This is a genomic window from Nonomuraea sediminis (assembly GCF_018531495.1).
In the GTDB taxonomy this organism is placed as follows: domain Bacteria; phylum Actinomycetota; class Actinomycetes; order Streptosporangiales; family Streptosporangiaceae; genus Nonomuraea; species Nonomuraea sediminis.
In genome coordinates this window covers 471707-496418 of record NZ_JAHDTI010000007.1, presented here as the reverse complement: position 1 = coordinate 496418, position 24712 = coordinate 471707, and the positions used below count along the sequence as shown (strand labels likewise).

The 24712-nt window shown below is 70.3% G+C and carries 21 protein-coding genes; 7 read left to right on the top strand and 14 right to left on the bottom strand.

The window, feature by feature from the left end:
• Positions 1-63: 63 nt before the first annotated feature.
• Positions 64-891, top strand: coding sequence for an alpha/beta hydrolase family protein (locus KIK09_RS30750; RefSeq protein ID WP_214322881.1), 828 nt, complete (start codon positions 64-66; stop codon positions 889-891).
• Here the strand turns inward: KIK09_RS30750 and KIK09_RS30745 are convergent.
• The 11 genes from KIK09_RS30745 to KIK09_RS30695 all read right to left on the bottom strand — a co-directional run bounded on the left by KIK09_RS30745 (position 888) and on the right by KIK09_RS30695 (position 12499).
• Entirely contained in the window at positions 888-1808 is a 921-nt protein-coding gene (locus tag KIK09_RS30745) for a phosphotriesterase family protein (protein WP_214322880.1), read from the bottom strand. The genes KIK09_RS30750 and KIK09_RS30745 overlap by 4 nt on opposite strands.
• Positions 1805-3016, bottom strand: a complete 1212-nt coding sequence (locus KIK09_RS30740) for an FAD-dependent oxidoreductase (RefSeq protein ID WP_214322879.1) — start codon at positions 3014-3016, stop codon at positions 1805-1807. The genes KIK09_RS30745 and KIK09_RS30740 overlap by 4 nt, the downstream gene beginning before the upstream one ends.
• Positions 3013-3708: an SDR family oxidoreductase gene (locus KIK09_RS30735; RefSeq protein ID WP_214322878.1), complete on the bottom strand. Its 696-nt coding sequence runs from the start codon at positions 3706-3708 to the stop codon at positions 3013-3015. The genes KIK09_RS30740 and KIK09_RS30735 overlap by 4 nt, the downstream gene beginning before the upstream one ends.
• Before the next feature lie 38 nt (positions 3709-3746).
• Positions 3747-4511, bottom strand: coding sequence for a sugar isomerase domain-containing protein (locus tag KIK09_RS30730; RefSeq protein WP_214322877.1), 765 nt, complete (start codon positions 4509-4511; stop codon positions 3747-3749).
• Positions 4511-5383, bottom strand: coding sequence for an ROK family protein (locus KIK09_RS30725; RefSeq protein WP_214322876.1), 873 nt, complete (start codon positions 5381-5383; stop codon positions 4511-4513). The genes KIK09_RS30730 and KIK09_RS30725 overlap by 1 nt, the downstream gene beginning before the upstream one ends.
• The gene (locus KIK09_RS30720; RefSeq protein ID WP_214322875.1) at positions 5377-7440 is read right to left on the bottom strand and encodes a GH36-type glycosyl hydrolase domain-containing protein; all 2064 of its coding nucleotides are present in this window, start codon (positions 7438-7440) and stop codon (positions 5377-5379) included. Before KIK09_RS30720 ends, KIK09_RS30725 begins: the two co-directional genes overlap by 7 nt.
• Positions 7437-8210: a carbohydrate ABC transporter permease gene (locus KIK09_RS30715; protein ID WP_214322874.1), complete on the bottom strand. Its 774-nt coding sequence runs from the start codon at positions 8208-8210 to the stop codon at positions 7437-7439. Before KIK09_RS30715 ends, KIK09_RS30720 begins: the two co-directional genes overlap by 4 nt.
• Positions 8203-9120 carry a carbohydrate ABC transporter permease gene (locus tag KIK09_RS30710; RefSeq protein ID WP_214322873.1) on the bottom strand — a complete coding sequence of 306 codons (918 nt, stop codon included), beginning with the start codon at positions 9118-9120 and terminating at the stop codon, positions 8203-8205. The genes KIK09_RS30715 and KIK09_RS30710 overlap by 8 nt, the downstream gene beginning before the upstream one ends.
• A complete protein-coding gene (locus KIK09_RS30705; protein WP_214322872.1) occupies positions 9117-10394 on the bottom strand; it encodes an ABC transporter substrate-binding protein in 1278 nt (425 codons plus the stop codon). The genes KIK09_RS30710 and KIK09_RS30705 overlap by 4 nt, the downstream gene beginning before the upstream one ends.
• The gene (locus KIK09_RS30700; RefSeq protein ID WP_214322871.1) at positions 10391-11173 is read right to left on the bottom strand and encodes a GntR family transcriptional regulator; all 783 of its coding nucleotides are present in this window, start codon (positions 11171-11173) and stop codon (positions 10391-10393) included. The genes KIK09_RS30705 and KIK09_RS30700 overlap by 4 nt, the downstream gene beginning before the upstream one ends.
• A gap of 147 nt (positions 11174-11320) precedes the next feature.
• Positions 11321-12499 carry an ROK family transcriptional regulator gene (locus KIK09_RS30695; protein WP_214322870.1) on the bottom strand — a complete coding sequence of 393 codons (1179 nt, stop codon included), beginning with the start codon at positions 12497-12499 and terminating at the stop codon, positions 11321-11323.
• 78 nt (positions 12500-12577) lie between these two features.
• Between KIK09_RS30695 and KIK09_RS30690 the strand changes: the two genes are divergently transcribed.
• The 5 genes from KIK09_RS30690 to KIK09_RS30670 all read left to right on the top strand — a co-directional run bounded on the left by KIK09_RS30690 (position 12578) and on the right by KIK09_RS30670 (position 20109).
• Complete coding sequence (locus KIK09_RS30690) at positions 12578-14434, top strand: DUF5107 domain-containing protein (RefSeq protein ID WP_214322869.1); 1857 nt, start codon at positions 12578-12580, stop codon at positions 14432-14434.
• A 15-nt stretch (positions 14435-14449) separates the two neighbouring features.
• Positions 14450-16969, top strand: a complete 2520-nt coding sequence (locus KIK09_RS30685) for a DUF8189 domain-containing protein (RefSeq protein WP_214322868.1) — start codon at positions 14450-14452, stop codon at positions 16967-16969.
• 11 nt (positions 16970-16980) lie between these two features.
• The gene (locus tag KIK09_RS30680; RefSeq protein ID WP_214322867.1) at positions 16981-18312 is read left to right on the top strand and encodes an ABC transporter substrate-binding protein; all 1332 of its coding nucleotides are present in this window, start codon (positions 16981-16983) and stop codon (positions 18310-18312) included.
• Positions 18313-18386: 74 nt separating this feature from the next.
• Positions 18387-19256, top strand: coding sequence for a carbohydrate ABC transporter permease (locus KIK09_RS59450; RefSeq protein ID WP_214322866.1), 870 nt, complete (start codon positions 18387-18389; stop codon positions 19254-19256).
• Between the two features lie 7 nt (positions 19257-19263).
• The gene (locus KIK09_RS30670) at positions 19264-20109 is read left to right on the top strand and encodes a carbohydrate ABC transporter permease (protein ID WP_214322865.1); all 846 of its coding nucleotides are present in this window, start codon (positions 19264-19266) and stop codon (positions 20107-20109) included.
• A gap of 12 nt (positions 20110-20121) precedes the next feature.
• On the opposite strand, the gene KIK09_RS30665 is transcribed toward KIK09_RS30670, so the two are convergent.
• Positions 20122-21225, bottom strand: coding sequence for a glycoside hydrolase family 172 protein (locus KIK09_RS30665; protein ID WP_214322864.1), 1104 nt, complete (start codon positions 21223-21225; stop codon positions 20122-20124).
• Positions 21226-21343: 118 nt separating this feature from the next.
• Positions 21344-21919 carry a helix-turn-helix domain-containing protein gene (locus KIK09_RS30660; RefSeq protein ID WP_308164372.1) on the bottom strand — a complete coding sequence of 192 codons (576 nt, stop codon included), beginning with the start codon at positions 21917-21919 and terminating at the stop codon, positions 21344-21346.
• Positions 21920-21978: 59 nt separating this feature from the next.
• Here KIK09_RS30660 and KIK09_RS30655 point away from each other — a divergent pair, with 59 nt between their 5' ends.
• On the top strand, positions 21979-23280 hold the full coding sequence (locus KIK09_RS30655) for an alpha/beta hydrolase (RefSeq protein WP_214322863.1): 1302 nt from the start codon (positions 21979-21981) through the stop codon (positions 23278-23280).
• Positions 23281-23295: 15 nt separating this feature from the next.
• Here KIK09_RS30655 and KIK09_RS30650 read toward each other — a convergent pair whose 3' ends face one another.
• Positions 23296-24690, bottom strand: coding sequence for a PucR family transcriptional regulator (locus KIK09_RS30650; RefSeq protein ID WP_214322862.1), 1395 nt, complete (start codon positions 24688-24690; stop codon positions 23296-23298).
• Positions 24691-24712 lie beyond the last annotated feature (22 nt).

Below are 24712 nucleotides of genomic sequence, written 5' to 3'. Positions count from 1 at the left end.
CCATTGACAACAACCTCGTTGAAGCAAAAGATACGGTCATCCGTACAACATAGGGGAGGTTGTATGAGGCTTCTGGTTGCGGTGATGCTGTTGTTAGGAATCTTGGCTTCCCCCGCGCAGGCCGCCGGCACGATCGAATCCCACTACAAGGTCGCCGGACCGTGGGCGGTGGCCAGCGCCGACGTCGGCAGCGCGTACAAGCTCTACTACCCGGCCGACCTCGGCGCCGGAGGTGTCAAGCACCCGATCGTCACGTGGGGCAATGGCACGTACGCCGCGCCCACGGATTATCCGGGCGTGCTCAACCAGCTGGCGTCCTGGGGCTTCGCGGTGGTCGCCTCGACGGACAAGACAACGGGCACCGGATCGGAGATGATCGAGGCCGCGCGGTACCTGGTGGCCAGGAACGCCGACCCCACCAGCGTCTTCTACGGCAAGCTCGACGTGACCAAGGTCGGCGCCGTCGGCACTTCGCAGGGCGCGGGCGGCGCGGTCAACACCGCGACCAAGTCGGGCGGCCTGATCAAGTCCGTGGTACCGATCGCCCTGCCTGCGCCGATCTGGGTGGCGCCCGGCGACAAGTTCTTCGTGGACCAGCTGACCTGCCCCGTCCTGTTCCTCAGCGGCACCGACGACGGCATCATCTCGCCGCACTCCGCCGTCCTCGCCTACTACAACGCCGTCCCGGGCGCCGCCGCCAAGGCCATGCTCAAGGGCGCCGGGCACACCGAGATCCGGGGGACGGGCGGCGGCTACCTCGGCTACTTGACCGCCTGGTTCATGTACACCCTCCAGGGCGACAGCTACGCCAGGGGCGCGTTCGTCGGCTCACCACCGGAGATCAACACCAACGCCTCCTGGGAGAACGCCGCCCAGAAGAACCTCCCCTAACGCAGAGAGAAGGCGGCCTGAGCGTTGCCGATCAGCGCCGCCTTCGCCACCTCGCCGAGTCCCGCGGCCTCCAGCCGCGGGACGAACCTCTCCAGCAGGTACGTCAGGCCCGGGCCGCCACCGAGACTCGGCCAGTAGGACCTGCGCGCCAGATCCATGCCGAACAGCAGCCGGTCCCCCAGCCCCCGCGCGGCAAGCGCCTCGACGAGCGCGACGATGTCGCTGTCCGGCCCGTACTTGATCCGCCCCGGCCGGTCGAAGGCCAGATAGGCCCCACGCTCGGCCAAGGAGGCGAGATATCCGGCGTCGGGGTTGTGGTCGATGTGCCCGAGGATGACCCGGTCCACCTGGAGCGCGTCCAGCAGCTCGTGTCCCATGGTGCCCTTGTCGCAGTGGGTGACCACCGGGACCCCGGTCCGCTGGGCGGCCTCGGCGACGGCCTTGATCAGCCGTTCGCCGGGCAGCCTGTGGTAGCCGGCCGCCAGTTTGATGGCACCGGCCCGCGCGGGTGAGCGCCGGATGATCGGCCCGACCAGGCCGAACTCGTCCATGCCCGCCTCGATCTCGGCGGCCAGCAGGCCGGCGATCTCGTCCACGGTGTAGTGGTGCAGCCAGTGCGCGTCGCTGTAGTACGTGCTCTTGTGGAAGCCGGTCACGGCCACCACGTGCAGCCCGGTCCGCTCGGCGAGCGCCCGCATCAGCCGTGGGCTGCGGCCGAAGCCCAGCGGGGTCATCTCCACGACGGCGGACAGGCCGAGCCGCTGCGCCGCGGCGACCTCCTCGACGGCGGCCTCCAGCGAGTCCAGCCGGTAGTCCGGCTCATTGCGCACAGCCCAGTCGCCGGTCATGAACAGGTGCTCGTGCGCGTAGGTGACGCCGAGCTCCTCGACGTCTCCCAGCACGGTGCGGACACTCACAACAGCGCTCCTTCCGCCAGCAACCTGCTGCGCAGCACGTTCACGTCGATCTCGGCCGGATCCAGGGAGCCCTCGGCCGCCAGGGCGGCAGCCGTACCCGCCGCCTGGCCCATCGCCATGCACTGCGCCATCGAGCGGGCGGAGGCATGTGCGTCGTGTGTCGCCGACAGGCATCGCCCGGCGACGATCAGGCCTGGTGTCTCGACCGGCAGCAGGCACCGGTACGGGATGCCGTAGGTGCCGAAGTCGCGGACGTACTCCCAGCGCGTGCCCGATCCCGAGTCGTGGTCCTCGATGGGCGCGCCGCACCGGGCGATCGTGTCGGGATGATCCCGCCCGGCCAGCACATCCTCTGCGGTCAGGACGTACCGCCCGACCAGCCGCCGCGACTCGCGCACTCCGATCCTGACGTTCGTGCCGAGCAGGACGGCGGAGCCGTACCCGGGGACCTTCTCGCGCAGGAAGCGCACGTACTCGCCCACCTGCCGCCGCCCCTCGCGCTCGGCCTGCGACAGCTCCATCGGGTCGGTCGGGTCAAGGCCGGTCACCCGGGTGAGGTTGGTGTGCACGATCCCGTCGTGCACGGTCCTGTGCACGGATCCCTCGCGCCTGGGCAGGTCGCTGTCGGCCATGAGCGCGTGGAGCTCGGCCGTCGAGGTGGCGGACAGGTCCACGCCGCCGAGCCTGAAGGTCGCTGTCATGGGCTGCAGCCGCATGCCGGGCCGCTCGAGCGCGGCCCCGGCCCGCCAGGCGAGTTCGGCGTCGCCGGTGGCGTCGATGACGACGGGCGCCTTGACCTGGAATCGCCCGGCGACGGTCTCCACCTCGACTCCGGGGCCGCAGACCCGGGCGTGCAGCAGGACGGTGACGCCGGAGGTGAGCTCGTCCCACACGACCTTGAGCGCTTCAGGCTCGTAGGTCACCCCGGTCCCGGCCCCGTAGGTGTTGGGCCGCTCGAAGGCCGACCCGGTGTCGAACAGCCGCTCGCACACCTCCCACCCGATCCCGCCGACCACCCGCGGTGACTCGGGGCCTGGTGCGTAGAAGCCGTAGAAGGTGTCGAGCACCGCGGCGCCGGTCCCGCCGAGGAACCCGTTGGACTCCACGAGCAGGCAACGGGCGCCGGAGCGGGCAGCGGCCACGGCGGCGGCGCACCCCGCGCTCCCACCTCCCGCGACGATCACATCGCCTTCCCAAAGGACCTTCATCGCAGATGCCAGCCGCCGTCGACGGGGATCACCGCGCCGGTCGTGCAGCCGGAGGCCGGGGAGAGCATCCAGAGGACGGCGGCGGCGACCTCCTCCGGTTCACAGAGCCTGGCGCCGAGCGGCATGAGCTCGGGCAGCCTGGCCTGGATGGCGTGATCGGTCTGGGCGCGGCGGCTCATCGCGGTGGCCACGAGCCCGGCCGAGATCAAGTTGATCCGCACTCCGCGCGGAGCCGCCTCGCGGGCCGCCGACCTGATCAGCGGTATGAGCGCGCCCTTGGCCGAGGCGTAGGCCACGGTGCGGAAGCCGTCGTCGAGCGAGGTCCCCAGCGCGGAACCGATCACCACGATCGACCCGCCCTCCCCCATCGCGGGGACCGCGGCGCGCAGCAGCCTGAAGACCGACTCGTGGTTGACCCGGTGCACCTCGCTCCAGGCCTCGTCGCTGCATTCGGAGATGCCGCCGTCCCCCAGGGACCTGCCGGACATGCCGACCGCGTGCACCACCCCGGTGAGCTTTCCATGTACGGCTGTCGCCTGCGCCACCGCCTGCTCAGCGCCGCCCGGCCTGGTGATGTCGATGCCATCGCCCTCGGCGAGGTCGACGCCGAACGCCGTGCCTCCCGCCGCCTCCACCGCCTCGACGCACGCCCGGCCGATGCCCCCGGTCGATCCGGCGACCAGAACGGTCATGAGACCTCCTTCGACGGCCTCACTTGAATGATGCTCTGTCAAGGCTTCCTCAAGACCTCGGCCGCCCGGCGTGCGTGCTCCAGGTAGGCGCCTTCGAACAGCTCCTCGGCGCGCCGGCGGCCGACGAGCTTGGCGCTGGAGATGACGGGCGGGACCAGGCCGTCCTTGGCGAGGTGCTCGGCCGTGCGTACCTTGATCTCGTTGACCACCGCGACGGCCGCGACCGTGCTACCGGGGCCTACCGGCTCGACCAGCCCGTCGATCTGGCACATCGCGTCGCCCACAGGGGTGCAGAGGTCGATGACCACGTCGGCGTGGTCGGCCAGCCTGGTGCCGCTCGGATGCCCTGGCTCGACAGCGGTCGTCTCGCGCATCGACGTCACCGCGATCACGGGCAGGCCCGCCTTGCGCAGCCCCATGGCCATCTCGATGGGGACGGCGTTGAGCCCGCTGACGCTGAACACGATGGCCGCGTCGGTGGGCCGCAGTTCGTAGTTGGCCAGGATCTGGTCGGCCAGCCCTTCGACCCGCTCGATGAACATCGCCTGCCGCATCCCGTTCGGGCCGGCGACCTGCGTGTAGAACGTCGACGACAACTCCACGATGGGATGGAACCCCGGGTAGGAGCCGTACCTGGGAAACAGTTCCTCCACGCCCATCCGGGAGTGCCCGGTGCCGAACGTGTGCACCACGCCACCGGCCCCGATCACCCGAGCCGCGGTCGCGGCCGCGGCCGCGATGGCCTCCTCCTGGGTTCGCTCGATCTCCCCGAGCAACTCGACCGCCCGCTTGATCCACTTCACTATGACTTACCTCCATAAAGAGCGGCACCGATCGCCCCGGCCGACGGGCCGAGCACAGCGGGCAGCACCGCCACGTCACCGATGAGCGGCCTGCGCCGCTCGAACACGTCCCGCATGGCGGGCTGCATGAGATCGAGCGCTCCGGCGACGCCACCGCCGACAACAACCGTCCGCACCCCCAGCAACGCCACCGCATCGCCGAGCCCCACCCCCAGCGCCCACCCGGCCCGGCTCAGCGCCTCTATCCCTGCCCGCTCCCCCCTCCGCGCCGCCTCGGCGACCTGAGCGGGAGTAACCCCACCAAGAACGTCGTCGCCCCGGTATGTCCGGACGATGCCTGGGCCCGCGGCGAACGCTTCGACGCAGCCGCGGTTGCCGCAGCAGCACTCCGGGCCGTAGGAGTCGACGGTGATGTGGCCGACTTCGCCGAGGTTGTCCCTGGGGCCGGGCAGAATCTCGCCGCCCAGTGCCACCGCCCCGCCGACCCCTGTTCCGAGCACGGCGAAGAGCACGTCGGACAACCCCTTGGCCGCGCCCATGCGGAGCTCGGCCAGCGCGAACGCCCGGGCGTCGTTGACCACGGCCACCGGCAGCCCGGTCCTGGCACTCAGGGCGGGCCCGATGGGAAAGCCGTCCCAGTCGCCGGGCGGGTTGGGCACGAACAACGCGACTCCCGCGGCCCGGTCCACGTGCCCGGGCAGACCGATCCCGATGCTCTCGACCCCCGCGGGCAGCAGCTCGGCGACCAGCGCCACCACCGCTGCCGGCCCGGACGGAGTGGGAACCGTCCCGGAACCGACCACGTTCCGGTCCTCCAGGAGCACCCACTTCACCGTGGTGCCTCCGACGTCGATGCCGAGGCGCATCACCATGCGAGAGCCGTACCGGACAGGACGCCGGACGGGGTGACCACCTCGACCTCGCCGGCGGCGGTCAGCCGCCCGGTCCCATCGGCCGAAACCGTCAGGAAGCGGCTCTGGAACGAGGCCCCGCCACCCACGCGGAGCCGGCCTGACGCGTCGGGCTCGACCCCGAGCAACCGCAGGTAGGCGAGCAGCGGCTGGGCGTGCGCGTGCAGGTTGGCCACGGGGTAGGCCTGCATGGCGACACCCACCTCGGCCAGATCCCACGTGCGCCCAGGACGTTCGGACTCCGGCGGCAGGTAGGCATCAGGGCCGGACAGCGTGCCTTCCCAGACATCGGGATACACCTGCGCATGGGTGAGCATCGACATCCGCCGCCACCAGGCCCACCCCAGCTCGGGGTGGTGCTCGGCGGCAGCCCAGATGAGCGTCATGTTGATCGCGTACCAGATCGCGCTGTCCTCAGCCCCGTTGCCAGACAGGACCGGCCAGTTCAGGCGAGGACCGAGCGGCGACTCGGCGCCCGCCGTCATCTCGATCGTCTGCAGCAGAGCGCGCGCCTGCTCGGGCGAGGCGGCTCCGCACAGGATCGCCCACGGCTGGACCTCCAGCCACAGGTCGTCCTCGCCGACCACTGCTCCAGGCCCGTAGGCGCGCCGGAACCAGCCGCCGTTCCACTCCCCCGCCACCGCGTCGCGCAGCTCGGCGCCGAGCTTGCGCGCCTCGGCACCGGTCGCGTGATCGCCGAGCCGCTCCGCCACCGCCGCGTAGCGGGGCAGTACCCAGGCGGCCATCGCCGAGTTGAGCACGGACTCGCCGCGCTCGATCATCTCCTCGCGGGGCACGCCGCTCCTGGAGATCGCCATGTCGTTCCAGTCGGCGTTGAGTATCCGCACGTGCCCGTGCTCGCCCCTGCCGACGACGTCGGCGAAGAACCGGAACTGCCGCCGCAGGTTCTCCTCCAGCGACACGGCCGAGGCACCGTGCACCGGGTGGTACGGCACCTCCGTACCGAATGCCTGGACGTCCCCGGTCGCCGCGAGGTATTCGGCGGCGAGCCACAGCGCCCACAGATTCTGATCGGAAGGCCTGAACACATCGGTCCACGGCGACTTGTCCGGTCGCAGCGCGTACGGCAGGTCCCCGTCGGGACTCCCCCACGCGCACGTGTTGCGCAGCACGGACAGCGCCAGGTCAGGCTCGGTGTACACGAGAGGCAGCGCGTGCTGCAGCGGATCGCGCGCGGCGCCGTTGAACCCGTGTCTGAAGGAGTAGCACGACCCCTGATCCAGCGTGTGCCCGCCGAGCACCCCGTCGGCACACGCGCCGCCCGTCAGCAGCGCCGCATGCCACGGCACCTCCCGCTCCGCCTCAGGAGCCTGTACGGCCAGCGCCGCCGGCAACCGTTCGGCGAGCCCGCGCAGGCTGTCCTCAAACCCGGTCACGTCGTCGTCCAGCAGGCCGTAACGCAGGTCCACCACCGTGGAGTCCCCCGCATCGAGCTCCAGCGCCAGGTCCAGGCGCCCGGACCGGGTCCGCTCCCCGCCGAGCACCTCCAGCTCCAGCCCGGGATCCTCGGCGGGAACGGGACCGCTGATCAACCGGACGTCCGCGGGATGCGCCGCCCATTCCTCGGTCAGCGGCAGCCGTACAGGATCGCCTGTCAGGTTGCGCACCACCAGCCTGATCAGGACCCACGGCTGCTCCCCCTCGGGGCAGAGCACCGTGCGTTCCAGCGACACCCGCTCATCGGCCACCCTCACCACCGCGAACGTCGGCCCGAACAGGCGCTCGGCCGTCGACCCCGCGGTGGTCAGGTCGCCGATGCTGCTCACGCCGGTGCCGCGGGTCAGCCAGCGCAGGCCGGTGTGCTCGTCGAACAGGTCGCAGCGGCCGTAGTTGTCGGCGACCAGCGTGACGCGCCGGTTGCCGAGGTGGACGAAGTGCCGCCTGCTCGGCGGGTCGAGGATCGGGTCCCAGGTGGCACGCGGATCGCGTTCCTGGTCCATCGTGTAGGAGAAGGCGGGCAGGCCGTGGACGCTCGTCCACTCGCCGAAGGAACTCATCGTTTGACGCCCCCAAGGGTCAGTCCTGCGACGTAGTAGCGCTGGAGGAAGAACATGAGCGCGATCGGCGGCACCGCGGTGACCAGCGCGGCGGTGGTCATCAGGCGGATGTCGTAGCCGACCTCCGTCTGCAGCTGGGAGATACCCACGGGCAGCGGCCACAGCGACGGGTCGTTGGCGACCAGCAGCGGCCAGAGCAGGTTGTCCCATTGCGCGAGGAACTGCAGCAGGAAGAGCGTGAGCAGCGCGGGTCTGAGCAGCGGAAGCGCGATCGTGGCGAAGATCCGGAACTCGCCCGCGCCGTCCACGCGGGCCGCGAGCAGCAGTTCCTCCGGCAGGCTGAGCGCGAACTGGCGGACCAGGAACACGCCGAACGCGCTCATCATGCTCGGCACGATCATGCCCTGGTAGGTGTCGATCCAGCCGAGCTGGTGGACGATCACGTAGACCGGCACCATGACCACGGTCGGCGAGAGCGTCAGCGTGCCGACGACCAGGGCGAACAGCGCCCGGCTTCCGGGGAAGCGCAGCCTGGCCAGCGCGTAGCCCGTCGCTCCCGAGAAGACCACGTCGAGGAAGCCGATGCCGAAGGAGAGGATGAGGCTGTTGCGGAAGTAGACGGGGAAGTTGCCGCTGGAGAACATCTCGGCGATGTTGGCGAACAGGCTGAACTCCCCGCCGCCGCCTTCCGGCTGCGCGGCCACCACCAGCATGACGCCGATCGGCAGCAGCATGACCGCCACGACCAGCGGGAGCAGGACTCTACTCATCGCCGCCTCCCCGCAGGAAGCGGAACTGCACCAGTGACGCCACGATCAGCACCGCCAGCAGCACCATCGCCATGGCCGACGCGTAGCCCATGCGCTCGAAGCTGAAGGCGGTCGCCCACATGTAGTACGGCAGCACCTCGGTCGCACCGGCAGGCCCACCGCCGGTCAGCAGGAACGCGGGGATGAACGCCTGCATCGACCCCACAACGGCGATGACCAGGACGAACAGCAGCGTCCGCCGCAGCAGGGGCAGCGTGATGGACCAGAACGTGCGCACGGGACCGGCTCCGTCGAGCGCCGCGGCCTCGAACACGCTCGGCGACAGCCCCTGTAGCCCCGCGGTCAGGATGATCACGAAGAGCCCGAGATGTTTCCAGGTGACCATCAGGACCAGCGCCCAGACGGCCATGCGCTCGTCGGTCAGCCAGGACACCGGCCCGAGACCGACGGCGCCGAGCACCGCGTTGGCGGGACCGCCGTCGGCGTAGATGATCCGCCACACCACCGAGGTGGCGACCAGGGGCATGACCGCCGGAATCATGATCAGTCCGCGCAGCACGCTGTTGAGCCGTCCAGGCCTGGCAAGAGGTACGGCTATCGCCAGGGCCAGCAGGATGGATGGGATCACCGAGCCGATCGTGTAGATGACCGTGACCTGGGCGGAGTTCCAGAAGCCCGGGTCCTCCAGCATCCGGGCGTAGTTGCCGAGGCCGATCCATTGGGGCATGCCCGTCAGGTCGTAGCGGGTGAAGCTGAGGTAGAGCGCCGACAGGAAGGGCAGGAGCCAGAAGACGCAGAAGAAGATCGCCGCAGGAAGCGCCAGCAGCCCGCCGACCGTGGCCTCCGCGCGCCGCTGACCCTTGCCCGACAGCGCGACGGGACGCGCCAGCCGTACGCCGACCGTGGTCATAGCGCGAGCCGCATCGCCCGGTCGAAGTCCTGCGCCGCCTGCTCCGGGGTCTTCTTGCCATAGGCCACGGCGTCGCCCGCGTCGGTCAGCGCCTTGGCCATCTCGTTCCAGATCGGGGTCTGCGGCCCGAAATCGGCGTGCGGGGCCGAGGCGACCATGATGTCGATGGCCTTCTGGTCGGCGCCGCTCAGCTTCTCCCATCCGGCGATGGGGGTGAGCGATCCCGCCTCGCGCAACTGCTTGGCGGCCACGTCGGGCCGTTGCAGGTAGTTGATGAAGTGCCAGGCGGTGTAGGGCAGCTTGGACTTGGCCGAGACGCCCCAGCCCCAGGTGTAGGCGGGTGCGACGGCCGGTCCCGCGTCGAAGCGCGGCATCGGCGCGATGTCGAAGATCTTGCCGAACTCCAGCTTCTTGCTGAGCGTCGGGAACAGGTCCATGGCGAACAGGCCGGAGACGAGCATGGCCGCCTCGCCCGTGCCGAACAGCCCGAAGCCGGACAGCGGGTTGGAGAGCTTGGGGTTGCCGACGCTCGCGTAGTAGCGCAGCGCCTCGACACCGGCGTCCGTGGCCAGCGTGGCCGTGGTGTTGTCGGAGCTGAGAATGCTGCCGCCCTTGCCTTTGACCAGGGCCAGGAGCTGCATGACCGTCCACTGCGGGTTGCCGAGGATCCACTGCAGGCCCACCTTCTTGCCGTCGGCGGAGGTCAGCTTCTTGTTGTACTCGGCGACCTCCTCCCAGGTGGTGGGCGGCTTGTCCGGGTCGAGCCCGGCCTCGGCGAAGCGGTCGCGGCGGTAGTAGAGGTAGCAGATCGTGTAGTCGGTCGGCACGCCGTACAACTTCCCTTCGTATGACAGGGAGTTGATGGCCGTCTGGTCGTATCCCCCGGCGACGGCCTTCGCATCGGCCGCGCCCAGCGGTTTGGGCATGATCGGAGCCAGGCGGCCCTTGCGTGCGTGGCCGGGGAAGGTCCAGCCACCGATCCTGAACACGTCGGGCGCCGCGCCACCGGCGAAGGCGGTGAGCAGCTTGGTGTCCAGCTGGTTGACCGGGACGTAGAGCGGGGTGACGTCGACGCCGCCGAACTCCTGGACGTACTGGTGCACCAGCGGCGTGAAGACCGCGTCGTAGGCACGCGTCTGGTGCAGCCAGACCGACAGCTTGCCGCGTGGCACGCCGTCGGCGGGGACGGCCGGCTCAGCGGGTCCACCGCACGCGGCGAGTAAGGGGGACAGTGCGGCTGCGGCGAGTAACTGCCGCCTCGACGGATGGTTCAACGTGGCTCCTGACCCATGAGGGCGTTCTTCGCGTCGTTGAGCTCGACGGAGAAGACGGCGAGGTCCCCTCGCGCGTGCCGGATCGTGTACTCCAGTGGCTGCCCGCCCTCGGTGATCGTGGTGCGGGCGGTGGCCAGGAGGGCTGCGGCCATGGGCACGTGCAGCAGCCCGGCCAGCCGGTAGTCGGCGTTGACCGCGCCGATCGTCTCCCTGCCCGAGGCCGGGGTGAGCCCGTACTTGAGCCCCAGCAGGCCGTAGAGGGACCCGGTCAGGTCCTCCTCGAGGATGCCCGGTACCAGTTCCGACGGGAGATGAGCGCTCTCGATCATGCAGGGCTCGCCGTCGAGCAGCCGGATTCGCTCCAGGAAGACGACCTCGGCGCCGGTCTCGAGGCCGAGGGCCGGTGCCACGTCGGCCGTGCACACCTGCATCCGCGCCTCGAGCACCTGCGTGGTGGGCCTGCGTCCCAGCCTGGCCATCGTCTCGGTGAAGCCCGCGGGCCTCGAGCCCAGCTCGGAGGCGACTCCCAGCGGTGCCGTGTAGGTGCCGCTGCCCTGCCTGGCCACCAGCAGGCCCTCCTGGACGAGGTCGCCGATCGCCCTGCGCGCGGTCGCCCTGCTCACTCCGGCGAAGACCATCAGGTCCTTCTCCGCCGGAATGGAGGTGTTGGGCTCGCACTCGGCGATCACCAGGCGCAGTCGCTCGCGCAACTGGTAGTAGAGCGGCACGGCGGCGCCGGGGTCCAGAGCCAGTCGCCGCGCCCAGTCGATATCGCTCATCCGTCCCTCAAAGCCTGAGAAGTTGTACGGACGACCGCATCTTTTCTGGATCGCGCCGTCTCTGTCAACGGCAAACTCGCCGACTACGTCGCGCAGTCATTCGATTACACGTCAAGCGCCACCACGCCGGAGGTGTTTCGTGCTGAGTCAGGTCGCGGGCGATCTCAGGGGTCGGACGGGGGTGTCCTCGGAGCCGAGCAGGAGGTCGGCAAGGTGGCCGAGGGCGTGCCAGATCGCGCCGAGCGTGACCGCGTCCGAGCCGAAGGACGAGGCCACGATCCGCGGTGTCCGCATGCAGCGCAGGTCCATCTCCGCCTCCAGCACGGGAAGCATGAGGTCCGCCCGCCCGGCCATCGTGCCGGTCAGCACCACCAGTTCGGGGTCGACGATGGAGACCGTAGTGGCCACCGCCTCCGCCACCACGCGAGCGTAGCGACCGAAGGCGGCGACCGCGTCAGGCTGTCCCTCCCCCGCGGCGGCCAGCACGTCCCGGGTGTGGTCACCGGTCGCGCCGCCGTGCGGGACAGCCGCGCACTCGTCGATGTGGCCGATGGCGTGCTCGCAGCTCAGAGCGCTGAACCGGGAAAGGTCACCGGCGACGCCGCCGTGCCCGCGCCGGAGCTGGCCGTCGATGACGATGCCGAGACCGACCCTGCGTCCCGCCTGGACCACGATGACGTCGCGCACGCCGCACGCCGCTCCCAGGCGCTGCTCCGCGAGCGTCGCCAGCCGTACGTCGTTCTCCGCCATGACGACGCCGGGCACGACGCCGGTCAGCCGTTCGACGAGGTTGACGCCACGCCAGTCGGGAATGGCCGCGCAGGCGAGCACCGTGCCGTCCAGATCGAGCGTGCCGGTGCTCGCGACGGCCGTCACCCACACGTCCTCCTCCGCGATCCCGGCCGTGGTCAGGCACTCCATGACGGCGTCCCGGGCAAGCTCGAGCCGTTCCGCGGCCGGCGTGGCCGGGGAGGGCAGTCGCACCGCCTCGCCGCGCACGTCACCGCGCAGGTCGGCGACCGCCGCCCTGATGGTGTGGGCGCCGATGTCCAGCCCCACCACGTTGCCCGCCTCAGCTCGGAACCTGTAGCGGTGCGCGGGACGGCCCCGGCCCGTCGCCACCGGCTCCTCCTCGGCGACCCAGCCCTTGGCCTGCAGTCCGCGGACCACCTCGCCGGCCGAGGCCCGGGCCAGGCCCGCACGCTCGGCGATCTCCGCCAGCCGTAGCTCACCCGCGCTCCTGATGATCTCGAGCACGGCCTGCTCGTTGATCTGCCGCAGCCGGTTGAGATCGCCCGCGGGGAACAGCGTCCTGGCCTCAATCACCTATCGCCTCTTCCTGAAGTGCCTTCCAAGGATTATCGTCAGTCTCCGTCAATATTACTTCACCAGAAGGGAGGAACAGTGCCGGGATCGACTCTAGAGGCGTCGCTCGTCCGGATCAGGATGAGCGAGCCGGGCACAGCGAGCCTGTTGCCGATCCTGCACGGGACGGGTCCGCTCGCATCCGCGGAGGGCACCGATCTCGACACCTCCTACGGGCAGCCGCACACCTTGCTGCCCTACCACGCGCAGAACGGGTACGCGCGGGCTCCGCGGGAGGTCGACTGTACGGCCGCGATCCTGAGGAACGAGTGGCTGGTCGCGACCTTTCTGCCCGGCCTGGGTGGCCGGCTGTGGTCCCTGGTGGACAGGGTCACCGGCGAGGATCTGCTCTACCGGCCTGACGTGCTCCAGCCGGCCAACCTGGCCCTGCGCAACGCCTGGTTCCCCGGCGGCGTCGAGTGGAACCTCGGCGCGACCGGGCACTGGCCGCTGACCTGCGCGCCGCTGTTCGCCGGACGGGTGGAGGGCCCGGCGGGCACGCCGGTGTTGCGGATGTGGGAGTTCGAGCGGATGCGTCGACTGGTCTTCCGCGTCGACGCCTGGCTGCCGCCCGGCTCCAGGACGCTGTTCGTCAGGCCGCTGCTGCACAACCCGCACGACGAGCCGGTTCCCGTCTACTGGTGGTCGAACATCGCGGTCCCCGAATCCGGCGGGGTCCGGGTGCTGGCTCCGGCCGAGTCCGCCTACCTGCTCGACTACACCGGGCAGGTGCGCACGACCGCCGTCCCCCGCCGGGACGACGGATATCCGGCCAGGTCCGCCCTGCCGACCGACACCTTCTTCGACATCCCCCGAGGGCGGCAGCCGTGGATCGCCGCCATCGGCGAACAGGGCACCGGTCTGCTGCACTCCTCCACCGCCCGGCTGCGCGGGCGCAAGCTGTTCCAGTGGGGCACGGGTCCCGGCGGCCGCCGCTGGCAGCGATGGCTCGGCGGCGCGGGCACCTACCTGGAGATCCAGGCCGGTCTGGCCCGCACCCAGCTGGAGCATCTTCCGCTGGCACCCGGGGACACCTGGGCGTGGACCGAGAGCTACGGCCCCGTCGAGGTGGACGCGCACGGCGCCTGGCCGCAGGCGGTGGACGCCGTCGCCGCCCTGGTGGATGACGGGCGGCTGAGCCGCGCGGACGCCGAGGCCGATGTCTGGGCAGGCAAGCAGCCGGCCGAGCTGCTCGCCACCGGGTCCGGCTGGGGCGCCCTCGAGGTGCTCGCGGGCGGCATGCCGTACGACGAGGCCACGCCGTTCCCGCACGAGACGCTGGGCGACGAGCAGGAGCCCTGGTCAGTGATGGTGCGGGCGGGGAGGCTGCCGGTCAGCGACCCTCCGGCCGCCACCGTCACCGGGCCGATCTGGCGCAAGCTGCTGGAAGGCCAGGAAGCGAACTGGCACGCGCTGCTTCAGCTCGGCCTGGCTCGCCTCGCGGACGGCGACGACGAGGGCGCGCGGCAGGCGTGGCAGGAGTCCGCGGACCTGCGTGAGACCCCGTGGAGCCTGCGCAACCTGGCCCACCTGGATCGTGACCGCGCGCCCGACCTCCTGGCGCGCGCGCACCGCCTGCTGCCGGGATACCGGCAGCTGACCGCCGAGACCCTGGCGGCCCTGATCAGCGCGGGGCGCGCCGCCGAGGCGCTCCGCCTGGTCGACGAGCTTGACCCGGCCCAGCGGGCCAACGGCCGGATCAGGTACTACGAATGCCGCGCCGCCGTGGAAGCCGGTGAGATCGGGCGGGCGGCAGGCCTGCTCGCCGAGGGAATCGAGATCGACGACCTGCGGGAAGGCGAGGACAGCCTGGACACGCTGTGGTTCGCCTACCAGCACGCGGCTGACAGCACCGAACCGCTGCCCGAACGCTACGACTTCCGCATGCATCCCTAGAGAGGACTTGGGACCGTGAGATTACCCCCCAGACTCATCGCCGCGCTCCTCACCCTGCTGCTGTCCCTGGCATCCCCGATCGTCCTGCCGGCCGGGCCTGCCAGGGCGGACGCGCGTCCCCTGACGGTCCCCGCGCTGCGGGAGTGGACCGCCGCCACCGGCTCGTTCGGGTACGGCTCCGCGAGCCGGATCGTGCTCGATCCGGCCACGGCGTGGGGCACCACGGGCCAGACCGTCGCCGACGACCTGGCGGCGCTCACCGGAACCCGGCCGGCCGTCGTCAGCGGCACCAGGCCGGCCGCCCAGCCCGGTGACATCCACCTGGCGCTGGGCGCGACCGACACCGCGCTGGGCGAGGAGGGTTATCGCCTGGAATCGGGGCCCGTGCTGTCCATCAGCGCGCGGACGATCGCGGGAGCCTTCAACGGCACCCGGTCGGTCCTGCAACTGCTGCGGCAGTCGCGGACGGTCGCGGCCGGCGTGGCGCGCGACTGGCCGACGTCGCCGCAGCGGGGCGTCTGGCTGGACACCACCGCCCGCCACTTCGACCCGGCCTGGTGGCACAACCTGATCAGGGACATCTCCTACCTCAAGCTGAACGAGCTGGGCATCCAGATGTACGGCGACGGCCGGCCCACCGACGCCGAGCTGTCCGACCTGCTGGCCATCGCCGACCGCTATCACGTCAACGTCACCCCGCAGCGTCAGGTCGCCGGTCACGCCGACCTCGACATCCTGAAGGGCCACCCGGAGTACGCGGTCGGCACGAGCGGCCTGCCCGCGGGCGCCTTCGACTTCACCAAGCCGGGGGCGCTGGCCATCGCGCAGCAGGCCATCGAGGAGACCATCGCCAAGTTCCCGGGAAAGTACTTCCACGCCGGCGGTGACGAGGTCCTCGCCTATCCCGCAACGGGGCTCAACTGGGACGACTACCCGCAGTTCGCCGCGTTCGCCAGGACCAAGACCGGCAATCCCGCGGCGACCGGCGGTGACGCCTTCGACTGGTACTTCAACTGGATCAACGGCATCGTCAAGTCCCACGGCAAGTCCCTCGTGATGTGGAACGACTTCCTCCAGCCGGACGGCGTGCTCGGGATCGACCGCGACATCATGATCGACTACTGGGACCACCCGACGGGGCACACCGGCTTCACCGCGCAGGAACTCGCCGACGCGGGGCACAAGATCTCCAACCTGGATGCGGGAGTCCTGTACTACAACGTCGGCGGGAGCCGTCCCGACGCCCGCAGGATCTACGAGAACTTCGACGTCACCGCGTTCAACGGCGGCACGGTCACCGGTGCGGCCGTCTCGTCCGTCCTGGGCGCCAGGATCGCGGTGTGGACCTGGGCTCCCCCCGGCGCCCCCGCGGAGAGCAATCAGGAGATCATCGGGCGGCTGTACGAGCCGGTGCGGTCGCTGGCCCAGATCGACTGGGGCACGCCCAAGCTGTACCCGGCCTTCGCCGACTTCAACGCCCTGGTCCACCGGCTCGGCCGGGCGCCCGGATACCTGGTCACCCCGGCCACGCACGGCTCCGGGCCCGGCATCGGCGCGGGCTTCGAGATGAACGGCGAGCTGAGCGTCGTCCAGCGGACGCCCGCAGGCACCGTCAGGCACGGCTGGCAGAAGGTGCCCGGCGGCGGCCCCTGGGAGTTCGAGACCTTCCCGAACTGGGTGCTGCACGACGTCTCCTCCGACCCGGTGCTCGCGCGCTACCCCGGCGGCGTCAAGACCCTGGTCGCGCGCCGCTCCGACGGCATGCTGCTGCAGGCGACGCAGTACGTCGGCAACGCGGGGCCGTGGCTCTACCGCGAGCTGGGCGTCTCGGCCACCGGCAGGCCCGCGATCCTGGTGGGCGCCGACGGGCGGCTCGCGCTGGCCGCCCGTCAGGCCGACGGCAGGTTGCTGGTGGGCAGGGAGAGCTCCGAGCGCGGCACCTGGACGTTCGGCAACGCCGGCACGGGCGTCGCCGGCGATCCGAGCATGGCGCTCGACCACGCGGGGAAGATCGCCATCGCGGCCAGGAGCACCTCCGGGCAGCTCGTGCTCCTGCGCGAGCGCCCCGACCTTGGATTCGACGCCACCACCATCGGGCAGGCGGGCATCGCGGGCACCCCGGCACTGGCGGTCAACCTGCACGGCGAGCTGGTCTACTTCGCCAGGACCGGCGGCGGCCAGGTCCAGTACGGCAGGGAGCAGGCCCCCGGCCAGTGGCTGTACCAGAACGTGGGCCCCGGCGGGCTCGCGGGCGACCCGGCGGCCGAGGTCGACGTCAACGGCAAGCTGATCTACTTCGCCCGCACCGCGAACGGGCACCTGCAGCACGGCTGGGAGTCCACGCCCGGCAGCAGGACCGTCTTCACCATCGAGGATCTCGGCTCCGGCATCACCGGGGAGATCTCCACGAGCAACGACGTCTCCGGCAGGCTCACCTACTTCGCCGCGGACTCCACGGGCCGCATCAGGCACGGCTACCAGAAGGTGCCCGGCGGCGGCCCCTGGGGCACCTGCCACCTGGAACTCGACTGCTGAGGGGACTGAAGATGAATCGATCGATCATGTCCGTCGCGAGCGTCCTCGCTCTCTGCGTCAGCCTCGCCGCCTGCGGCGGCCGGGCGGGCCAGGACGGCACGCCAAAGGAGTTCACCTACTGGTCGATGTGGAAGCAGGGCGAACTCCAGCAGAAGGTCCTCAAGGCCACGTTCGACGAGTTCACCGCCAAGACCGGCATCAAGGTGAACATCCAGTGGGCGGGACGTCAGGTGCTCCAGCAGGTCACGCCCCGCCTCAACGCGGGCAACCCGCCCGACCTCGTCGATTCCGGCAGCGACGCGCTCGAGGCCACGCTCGGGCCGATCAACGGCCTGCAGGGCCTGGCCGACGTCTACAACTCCCCCGTCGACGGGGAGAAGGACAAGGTGGCCGCCGTGATCCCGGCAAGCCTGGTGGAACCGTACAAGACCGAAGACCGGCAGCCCTGGATCGTGCCCTACATCACCGGCGGCAGCACGATCTGGTTCAACGGCAAGATCGACCCCCAGCTCACGGCTGATCCGCCGAAGACCTGGGACGATCTCATCGCGGCGCTCGACCGGCTGAAGGCCGCCGGCCGTACCCCCGTCGTGCTGGACGGCGACATCAAGGGCTACGAGGGCCTGTGGCTGGTCTGGGCGCTGCTGCGGGCGGGCGGCGTGGGCACGCTGAAGAAGGCCGCGCTCGACAAGACCGGCGCCGCCTTCGACGACACGGCCTGGCCCGCCGCCGTCGGCGCGATCGAGAAACTGGTCAAGGGCGGCTACTTCCCCGCCGGGTTCTCCGGCACGAAGTTTCCCGCCCAGCAGTCGGCCTGGGCGGACCAGTCCAGCAAGACCGACATCTGGCTGATGGGCACCTGGGCGCCCTCGGAGACCACCGCCTCGTTGACCAAGGCCGGCAAGGATCCCAAGGAACTGATCGAGTACCGCTCCTTCCCCTTCCCCTCGATCACTGCGAACGACAAGGGGGCCGGGGTGATGGAGACGAGCATGATCGGATTCGGGATACCCGCCAAGGCTCGCCACACCGAGGCGGCCAAACGGTTCCTGACGTTCTTCATGAACAGGGAACGGCTCGCCAGGATGACCACCGAAGCCGAGACCATGGTCCCGAGGACCGACATCAAGGCGCCCGAGCCGCTCACCGACTTCGCGGCCGAGTACAAGAGCGCGACAGCCTACGCCGAGATCACCGACGGCGTCTCGGCGGCCGCCGCCCGCTGGAACAGCGACATCTGGGAACCCATGGTCGGCGAGTTCTTCGAGGGCAGGTACGACACGGCCTCGTTCATCAAGACCTTGAAGCAGAAGACGATCGCCTTCCACCAGAACGGCGGCTGAGCATGCAGCTGGTAACCGCGCCGGTCCGGGGACGGTCACGTCCCAGGGCCGGCGGGTCCGCCGCCTCCCCCGCCGTGCGGCGACGCGGGAAGCTGTACTGGCCGTTCGTCGCGCCCGCCCTGATCGTCTACTGTGCCCTGTTCGCCGGGCCGGCGATCTACGGGGTGTACGTGAGCTTCCTGAGGTGGCGTGGCCAGGGCGACCCCCAGGTGTGGGTGGGCCTGTCCAACTACGCCAGGCTCTGGCACGACGACGTCTTCCACCGGGCCTTCCTCAACACGGTCGGGCTCCTCGTGGTCGCCGGCGTGGCGGTGTTCGCGCTGTCGTTCTTCGTCGTCACGGTGCTACGCGAACTGCCGCGCAGGCGGCTGATCCAGAGCGTGCTGTTCGTGCCGTACATGCTGTCGCCCATCGCGATCGGCATCGCGCTCGGGCTCGTCCTGTCGCCTAACGGACCAGTCAACTCCCTGTTGGGGCTGCAGACGGTCTGGCTGGCCCCGGGCATGCTCTACAAGAGCGTGCTGGCCGGGCTCGTCTGGGTGTCGAGCGGCTTCTACATCATGATCATCATGGCGGGCGTGAGCCGGATCCCCAAGTACTTCTACGAGGCCTGCCAGCTCGACGGAGCCGGGACCTGGCGGCAGTTCTGGACCATCACCCTGCCTCTGACCTGGGATGTCGTCTCGGTCGCCGCCGTTTTGTGGACCATCAACACGGTCAAGGTGTTCGAGTTCGTCTACGGCTTCGTCGGCATCGCCTCCGACTCGCCCCCCATCCAGGCCAGGACGCTCACCATCCAGCAGTTCCTGACGACCACCGGTGGCCGGACGCCGCAGTACGACATGGGCTCGGGCTCGGCGATGGCGGTCGTGATGGTCCTGCTGATCGTCGGCCTGGTCATCGTGCTGCGCCGGGTGATGCGCCGCGACCCGATCGAGTTCTAGGAGTCCCATGCGCATCACCCGCCTCCTCGGCATTCCCCTGCTGGCGCTGTGGACCGTCGTCAACGCCGGCCTGCTCGTGTGGGTAGCGATCACCTCCTTCCGCGACGGCAGCGAGATCTTCTCCAAGCCGCTGGCGCTGCCGTCCTCGGTGGACTTCCACACCTATGCCGGCGCCTGGTCGAGCTCCGCGCTCGGGGTCGGCTTCGCCAACTCGGCGCTGCTGGTGTCGACCGCGGCCGTCACCACCGTCGCGCTCGCCGCCCCTGCCGGCTACGCGCTGGCCAGGACCAGGGTCCGTACGGCCGGCCCGATCACCACGCTGTTCGCGGTGGGGATGGGCATCCCCGTGCAGATCATCGTCATCCCGCTGTGGGTCCTCATGCACCACATCAGCTCGGCGATGTACGAGGCGGTGGGCTGGTGGGACGACAGGATCAGCCTGTACCTGCTGTACGTGGCCACGTCCCTGCCGTTCGCGGTGTTCCTGCTCACGGGCTTCTTCCGCTCCCTGCCTTCCGAACTGGAGGAGGCGGCCACGGTCGACGGGGCGGGCGGGCTGCTGACCTTCCGCCGGATCATGCTGCCGCTGGCCCGCCCCGGCATGGTGACGGCGCTGCTGATGACGTCGCTCGGCCTGTGGAACGAGACGCTCCTCGCCCTGGTCTTCATCACCGACGACGACAAGTACACGCTCCCGCAGTCGCTCCTGGGCCTGTACGGCACGATGCAGTACACCTCGAACTGGGGCGGCCTGTTCGCCGGGATCGTCATCGTCGTCCTGCCGATGCTGGTCGTCTACGGCCTGCTCGGCCGCCGGGTGGTCGAGGGCATGACCCTGGGCGCGGGGCGCTGACCGGCACCGGCGTCAGACGGTGTCCAGCCCGTCCAGGCCAGGCAGGTCGGGGAACGGGCCGTGGGGATGGCTCTGGTACCAGAAGGCGGTGGAGGCGACGTCGTCGCTCAGCGGCCGGTAGCGCAGTCTCTCCTCCATCATGTTGCGGAATCCCAGCGCCTGGATCGTGACCCGCAGCCCGGTGGCGAACCGGATCGGATCACGGACATGCCATCTGTACAGGCCGAAGCGTTGCTGGCTGCCGTAGAAGCCGTCAGGCTTGATGACCTGCGGCATCCCCAGGTACGGCGTGCTGTAGGGCTGATAGGCGCCCGGGGGATCCTCGAAGGCCCAGGCGCCGCCGACGTAATCCTCGGTACCCGTCCCGCAGATGGTGGGCCATTCCCCGTCGTCGTCGAGGTAGAACTTGATCTCCCCCTCGCCCCACCAGCCGCTGTGATGGGATTCCCACGCCAGGTACGTCCCTACGTACTGCCCCTGGCCGCGCACCCCGTCCAGGATGGTGTGCGGCCGGCCGAAGGGCACCGGATCGCTTCTGCGCCACTGCGCGTGCAGATAGGCGTCATCCTGGTCGACCTCGGTCAGCGCGTAGGTGATCTGGTAGAAGAAACCGTCGATCCGGTCGGGGCTGAGATTCTCCACGGTGATCCTGGCCCGGCGCCGGAACGGCATCTCCCAGTAGCTGTTGAGACCGCCCGCCGGGTTCACCACCACCGGCAGGGAGTTGACCGGGCAGTAGGTGGCCCAGCCCTGGCAGAAGAAGTCACCCAACGGCACCTCGACCGACGGCGACTCCTCATCGTCCCAGTGGCAACGCAATACCAGCCGCCGCAGGAAACGGGGCTGCACGGTCATCCACATGTGCTGGATCGCGCCCGGCCCCTCGATGTCGGCGATGACGCGGACCTCGCCGCCCAGGAGGTCGACGCACGGCGACACCTTCCAGCCCGGTCCCAGGTCGCGGGCCGCGTAGGCGGTCGAATGGGTGCCGACCTGCGCACATGCGCCGCCTCCTGCGGCTCCCGTCGGATTCTCGGCACTGATCGAACGCGTCCGCGCCGCTGACAGGCGGGCGATATTGCCCAGGTGGGTCCCCAGCCCGTTGAATCCGGTCATCGCGCTCCTCACGACACGGTTATTATCGCTGGACTCTGACGATAATTCGCCCGCGTATGTCTTGTGAAGTCCCAGCCGTACTGGAGCGGTGGGCCGTGTACGTGATGACAGTCCATCATCACGTACTTGGGTCAGGACGATCCGGGCCTGATTCAGAGTCGGCGGGTGGCTGTTCGACCGGGAAAAAGATCGGGCTGAGCAGGTGTTGCGTGCGGTCCGGCGTTGGCTGGTTGGTCAACAGGGGCAGGATCACGCGCCGGAACTCGCCGATCATCTCTTCCAGCTCGCCGCGGGTGAGCCAGACGGCGTGCTGCCGGTAGCCGACGAGATCCGCAACCGGGTCGGCATCCTCGCGGTCGAGGTAGGCGTTGAATTCAGTGACCATGACGGCCATCGAGGTAGCGAAGACGCGCCGGTGGTCGTCGGGCGTCATGGCCGCGAGCACGTCGGCGTCGAGCACGGCTCGGTCGTGGCGTAGCCGGTAGCGGCGCTCCACCGCGCCGCGCACCCGCCTCTCGCCCGCCACTTCCAGGATTCCACCGGCCGCGAGCAGGTCGACGTGCCGATAGACCATGGCCTTCGAAGTGTCGGGGATCCGCGCGCATAGCTGGCCGGTGGTGAGTTCGCGCTCTCCGCGCATCGCATGCACGATCCGCAGCCGCACCGGATGCGCCAGTAGCTCCAAAGTGTCCACGATGCAACATTCTCATGCTGTGCTACCGTTCGCCAAATAGTAGAAAGGTTGGTGTCGGGATGACCAGAGGAACGGATCCGGCGGCGATCGCCACGGCGGTCGTCGAGATGGCGCGGAGTGGACGCTTCGCGGACATCGAGACATTGTTCGCCCCGCCGCTGCGAGCGGTGGCCTCCGCTGAGACGCTGCAAGTCGCCTGGGAAAGTCAGCTCTCCAGGATCGGGGCGATCTCCGCGGTCGGGACGCCGATCAGCGAGCCGGCCCCCGAAAGCTGGGTGACCGCATCGGGGAAGGCGGAGCTGGTCAAGGTGAGCGTCCCGGTGACGTACGAGCGTGGCGGGCTGACGGTGGTCATGTCGGTCGACGAGACCGGCCTGCTGCAGGGCCTGCAGCTCGCGCCCGCGCTCACCGAGCCATGGGCGCCGCCGTCGTACGTCCGCCGCAAGAGGTTCGACGAGCATGAGGTCACCGTGGGCTCCGGCGCGCTGGCCGTACCCGGAACGTTGAGCCTGCCGCGCGGGCACGGTCCGTGGCCCGGAGTGGTGCTGCTCAGCGGCGGCGGGCCGTTCGACCGGGACGCCACCAGTGGCCCCAACAAGCCCCTCAAGGACCTGGCCTGGGGACTGGCCGGCCGCGGCGTGGCAGTGCTCCGGTTCGACAAGGTGACCCACGCCCACTCCGGACAGGTGGCGGCGATCCCGGACTTCACCATGAGCGACGAGTACGTCCCGCACGCCGTCGCGGCCGTCTCCCTGCTCCAGCGCCACCCGGCCGTCAACGCCGCGCGTGTGTATGTCGCGGGCCACAGCATGGGCGGCAAGGTGGCCCCGAGGGTCGCCGCCGCCGAGCCGTCGGTGGCAGGACTGGTGCTCTTGGCCGCTGACACCCAACCCATGCACCAGGCCGCCGTCCGCGTCGTCCGCCACCTCGCCTCGCTCGATCCCGGCGCGCAGGCCGCGGTCGAGACGATCACGCGGCAGGCCGCACTTGTCGACAGCCCACACCTGTCGGCTGAGACACCCGCCGCGGAGCTGCCGTTCGGCTACTCCGGGGCGTACTGGCTGGACCTGCGCGGCTACGACCCGGTCGCAACCGCGACCGCGCTGGACAAGCCGATGCTCATCCTGCAGGGCGGCCGCGACTACCAGGTGACCGTCGCCGACGACCTCGCGGGCTGGCAGGCGGGCCTCGCCCACCGTACGGACGTCACCATCCGCGTCTACGACGCCGACGACCACCTGTTCTTCCCCGGCTCCGGCCCGTCCACGCCCACGGACTACGACAAGCCCCAGCACGTCGATGAGGTCGTGATCGCCGACATCGCCGACTGGCTGGCACCGCGCCAGTCGGCGAACGTATGACGGACCAGCGCGTCTTCACCACGGCGCGGTGAGGCGGAGACGGCAGGCCAGGTGCAGGGCGAAGCGGGTGTCGGGGTCGTCGAGGTCGGCGTCGAGGATGGCGACGATCTTCCTGATCCGGTAGGACACGGCGTTGAAGTGCAGATTGAGCCGGGTGGCGGCGAGCCGGGGCGAGCGGCCGCAGTCGAGGAAGGCGGCCAGGGTGGCGACGGCCTGCCGTCCCTGGTCCTCACCGAGTTCGTCCAGCGGGCGGAGCAGGTCGTCGACCACCTTGCGGCTGATCGGTGAGGCGGCCACCTCGGCGAGGACGCGCTGGATGCCGGTGGCGTCGAAGTGGGCGACCGCGGTGTGTTTGGCGACCGCGGTGGCACAGGCCGCCCTGGCCTCGGCCACGGAAGTGCGCAACCCGGGCAGGCCGGGCTGCGCCGTACCGACACCGCAGTGCAGTGGTCGGCCGGGATGGCGTTCGCGCAGGACGCGGGCGAGGTCGTCGGCGGCGCGGGCGAGCGCACCGTCGGCCACGTTCGCCGTCGAGGTGCAGGTGACCAGCAGCGCGTCCTCGACCGAAGCGACGTTCCAGTAGCCGGCGGAGGTACGGGGGTTGCGCAGCACCCGCATGCTGATCGCGTCCAGCAGGCCGCGCCGCTCGACCAGGTCGTCCACGTGGGCGTCGATCCAGAGGGCGATGTGCCGGCCGTCCACAGGCAGGCCGAGGATGCGCGCGCGTTCGGCCAGCCGGCTCGCCTGGGCGCGGTCCGCGACGACGAGTTCGATGAGCAGGTCGGAACGCATCTGACCGGGGGCCAGCTCCCTGGCCAGGGACGCGGCCCGCATCCTGGTCACGGCGGCGTCCACCGCGGGGAGAACCAGGCGCACCGCGTCGTCGTCCGCCGAGGCGGTGACCTGCTCCCCGTCCAGGCGCAGGTCGGCCGCGAGGACGGCGCCCACGTCGCGGAGCAGGCGTTCCAGGTCGCCCGACTCCTCCGCCTCCGCGGCGACGGCCATCGCCTGCAGCGCCCTGGCCAGGGACTCCGCGGCGCCGCTGCGGATGATCCGATCGATCTGCAGGAGTACGTCGGCGACGTCGCGCTCGCCCGGGATGCCGAGGACCGACAGCCCCGCCCGGTCGGCCAGCATGCAGGTCGTGATCGGCAGGGCGGTCGCGCCGATCAGCACCAGGGCCGCGATCCCGCGCTGCGCCGCGTGCCGTACCGCGATGTCGAGCTGGTACGGCAGGGCCCGGGCGGTGAGCCGGTTGGACACCACGACGCAGGAGCCCGGCTGGGCGTACCGGATCGCGGACAGCGCGTCGAGCGCGGTCACCGCGACGATCGAGGGCCCGCGCTCGGGACCGGCCAGCAACCGCAGGCCGAGGTGTTCGCTCTCGAGGAGATCGGCGATGCGCTCCATGGACGGGAGCTTATGCGCTCAT

Excerpts from the sequence above, each read along its gene's own strand:
- KIK09_RS30750 (WP_214322881.1), top strand. The coding sequence starts at position 64 with ATGAGGCTTCTGGTTGCGGTGATGCTGTTGTTAGGAATCTTGGCTTCC.
- KIK09_RS30740 (WP_214322879.1), bottom strand. The coding sequence starts at position 3,016 with ATGAAGGTCCTTTGGGAAGGCGATGTGATCGTCGCGGGAGGTGGGAGC.
- KIK09_RS30735 (WP_214322878.1), bottom strand. The coding sequence starts at position 3,708 with ATGACCGTTCTGGTCGCCGGATCGACCGGGGGCATCGGCCGGGCGTGC.
- KIK09_RS30725 (WP_214322876.1), bottom strand. The coding sequence starts at position 5,383 with ATGGTGATGCGCCTCGGCATCGACGTCGGAGGCACCACGGTGAAGTGG.
- KIK09_RS30720 (WP_214322875.1), bottom strand. The coding sequence starts at position 7,440 with ATGAGTTCCTTCGGCGAGTGGACGAGCGTCCACGGCCTGCCCGCCTTC.
- KIK09_RS30715 (WP_214322874.1), bottom strand. The coding sequence starts at position 8,210 with ATGAGTAGAGTCCTGCTCCCGCTGGTCGTGGCGGTCATGCTGCTGCCG.
- KIK09_RS30710 (WP_214322873.1), bottom strand. The coding sequence starts at position 9,120 with ATGACCACGGTCGGCGTACGGCTGGCGCGTCCCGTCGCGCTGTCGGGC.
- KIK09_RS30700 (WP_214322871.1), bottom strand. The coding sequence starts at position 11,173 with ATGAGCGATATCGACTGGGCGCGGCGACTGGCTCTGGACCCCGGCGCC.
- KIK09_RS30680 (WP_214322867.1), top strand. The coding sequence starts at position 16,981 with ATGAATCGATCGATCATGTCCGTCGCGAGCGTCCTCGCTCTCTGCGTC.
- KIK09_RS30670 (WP_214322865.1), top strand. The coding sequence starts at position 19,264 with ATGCGCATCACCCGCCTCCTCGGCATTCCCCTGCTGGCGCTGTGGACC.
- KIK09_RS30665 (WP_214322864.1), bottom strand. The coding sequence starts at position 21,225 with ATGACCGGATTCAACGGGCTGGGGACCCACCTGGGCAATATCGCCCGC.
- KIK09_RS30655 (WP_214322863.1), top strand. The coding sequence starts at position 21,979 with ATGACCAGAGGAACGGATCCGGCGGCGATCGCCACGGCGGTCGTCGAG.
- KIK09_RS30650 (WP_214322862.1), bottom strand. The coding sequence starts at position 24,690 with ATGGAGCGCATCGCCGATCTCCTCGAGAGCGAACACCTCGGCCTGCGG.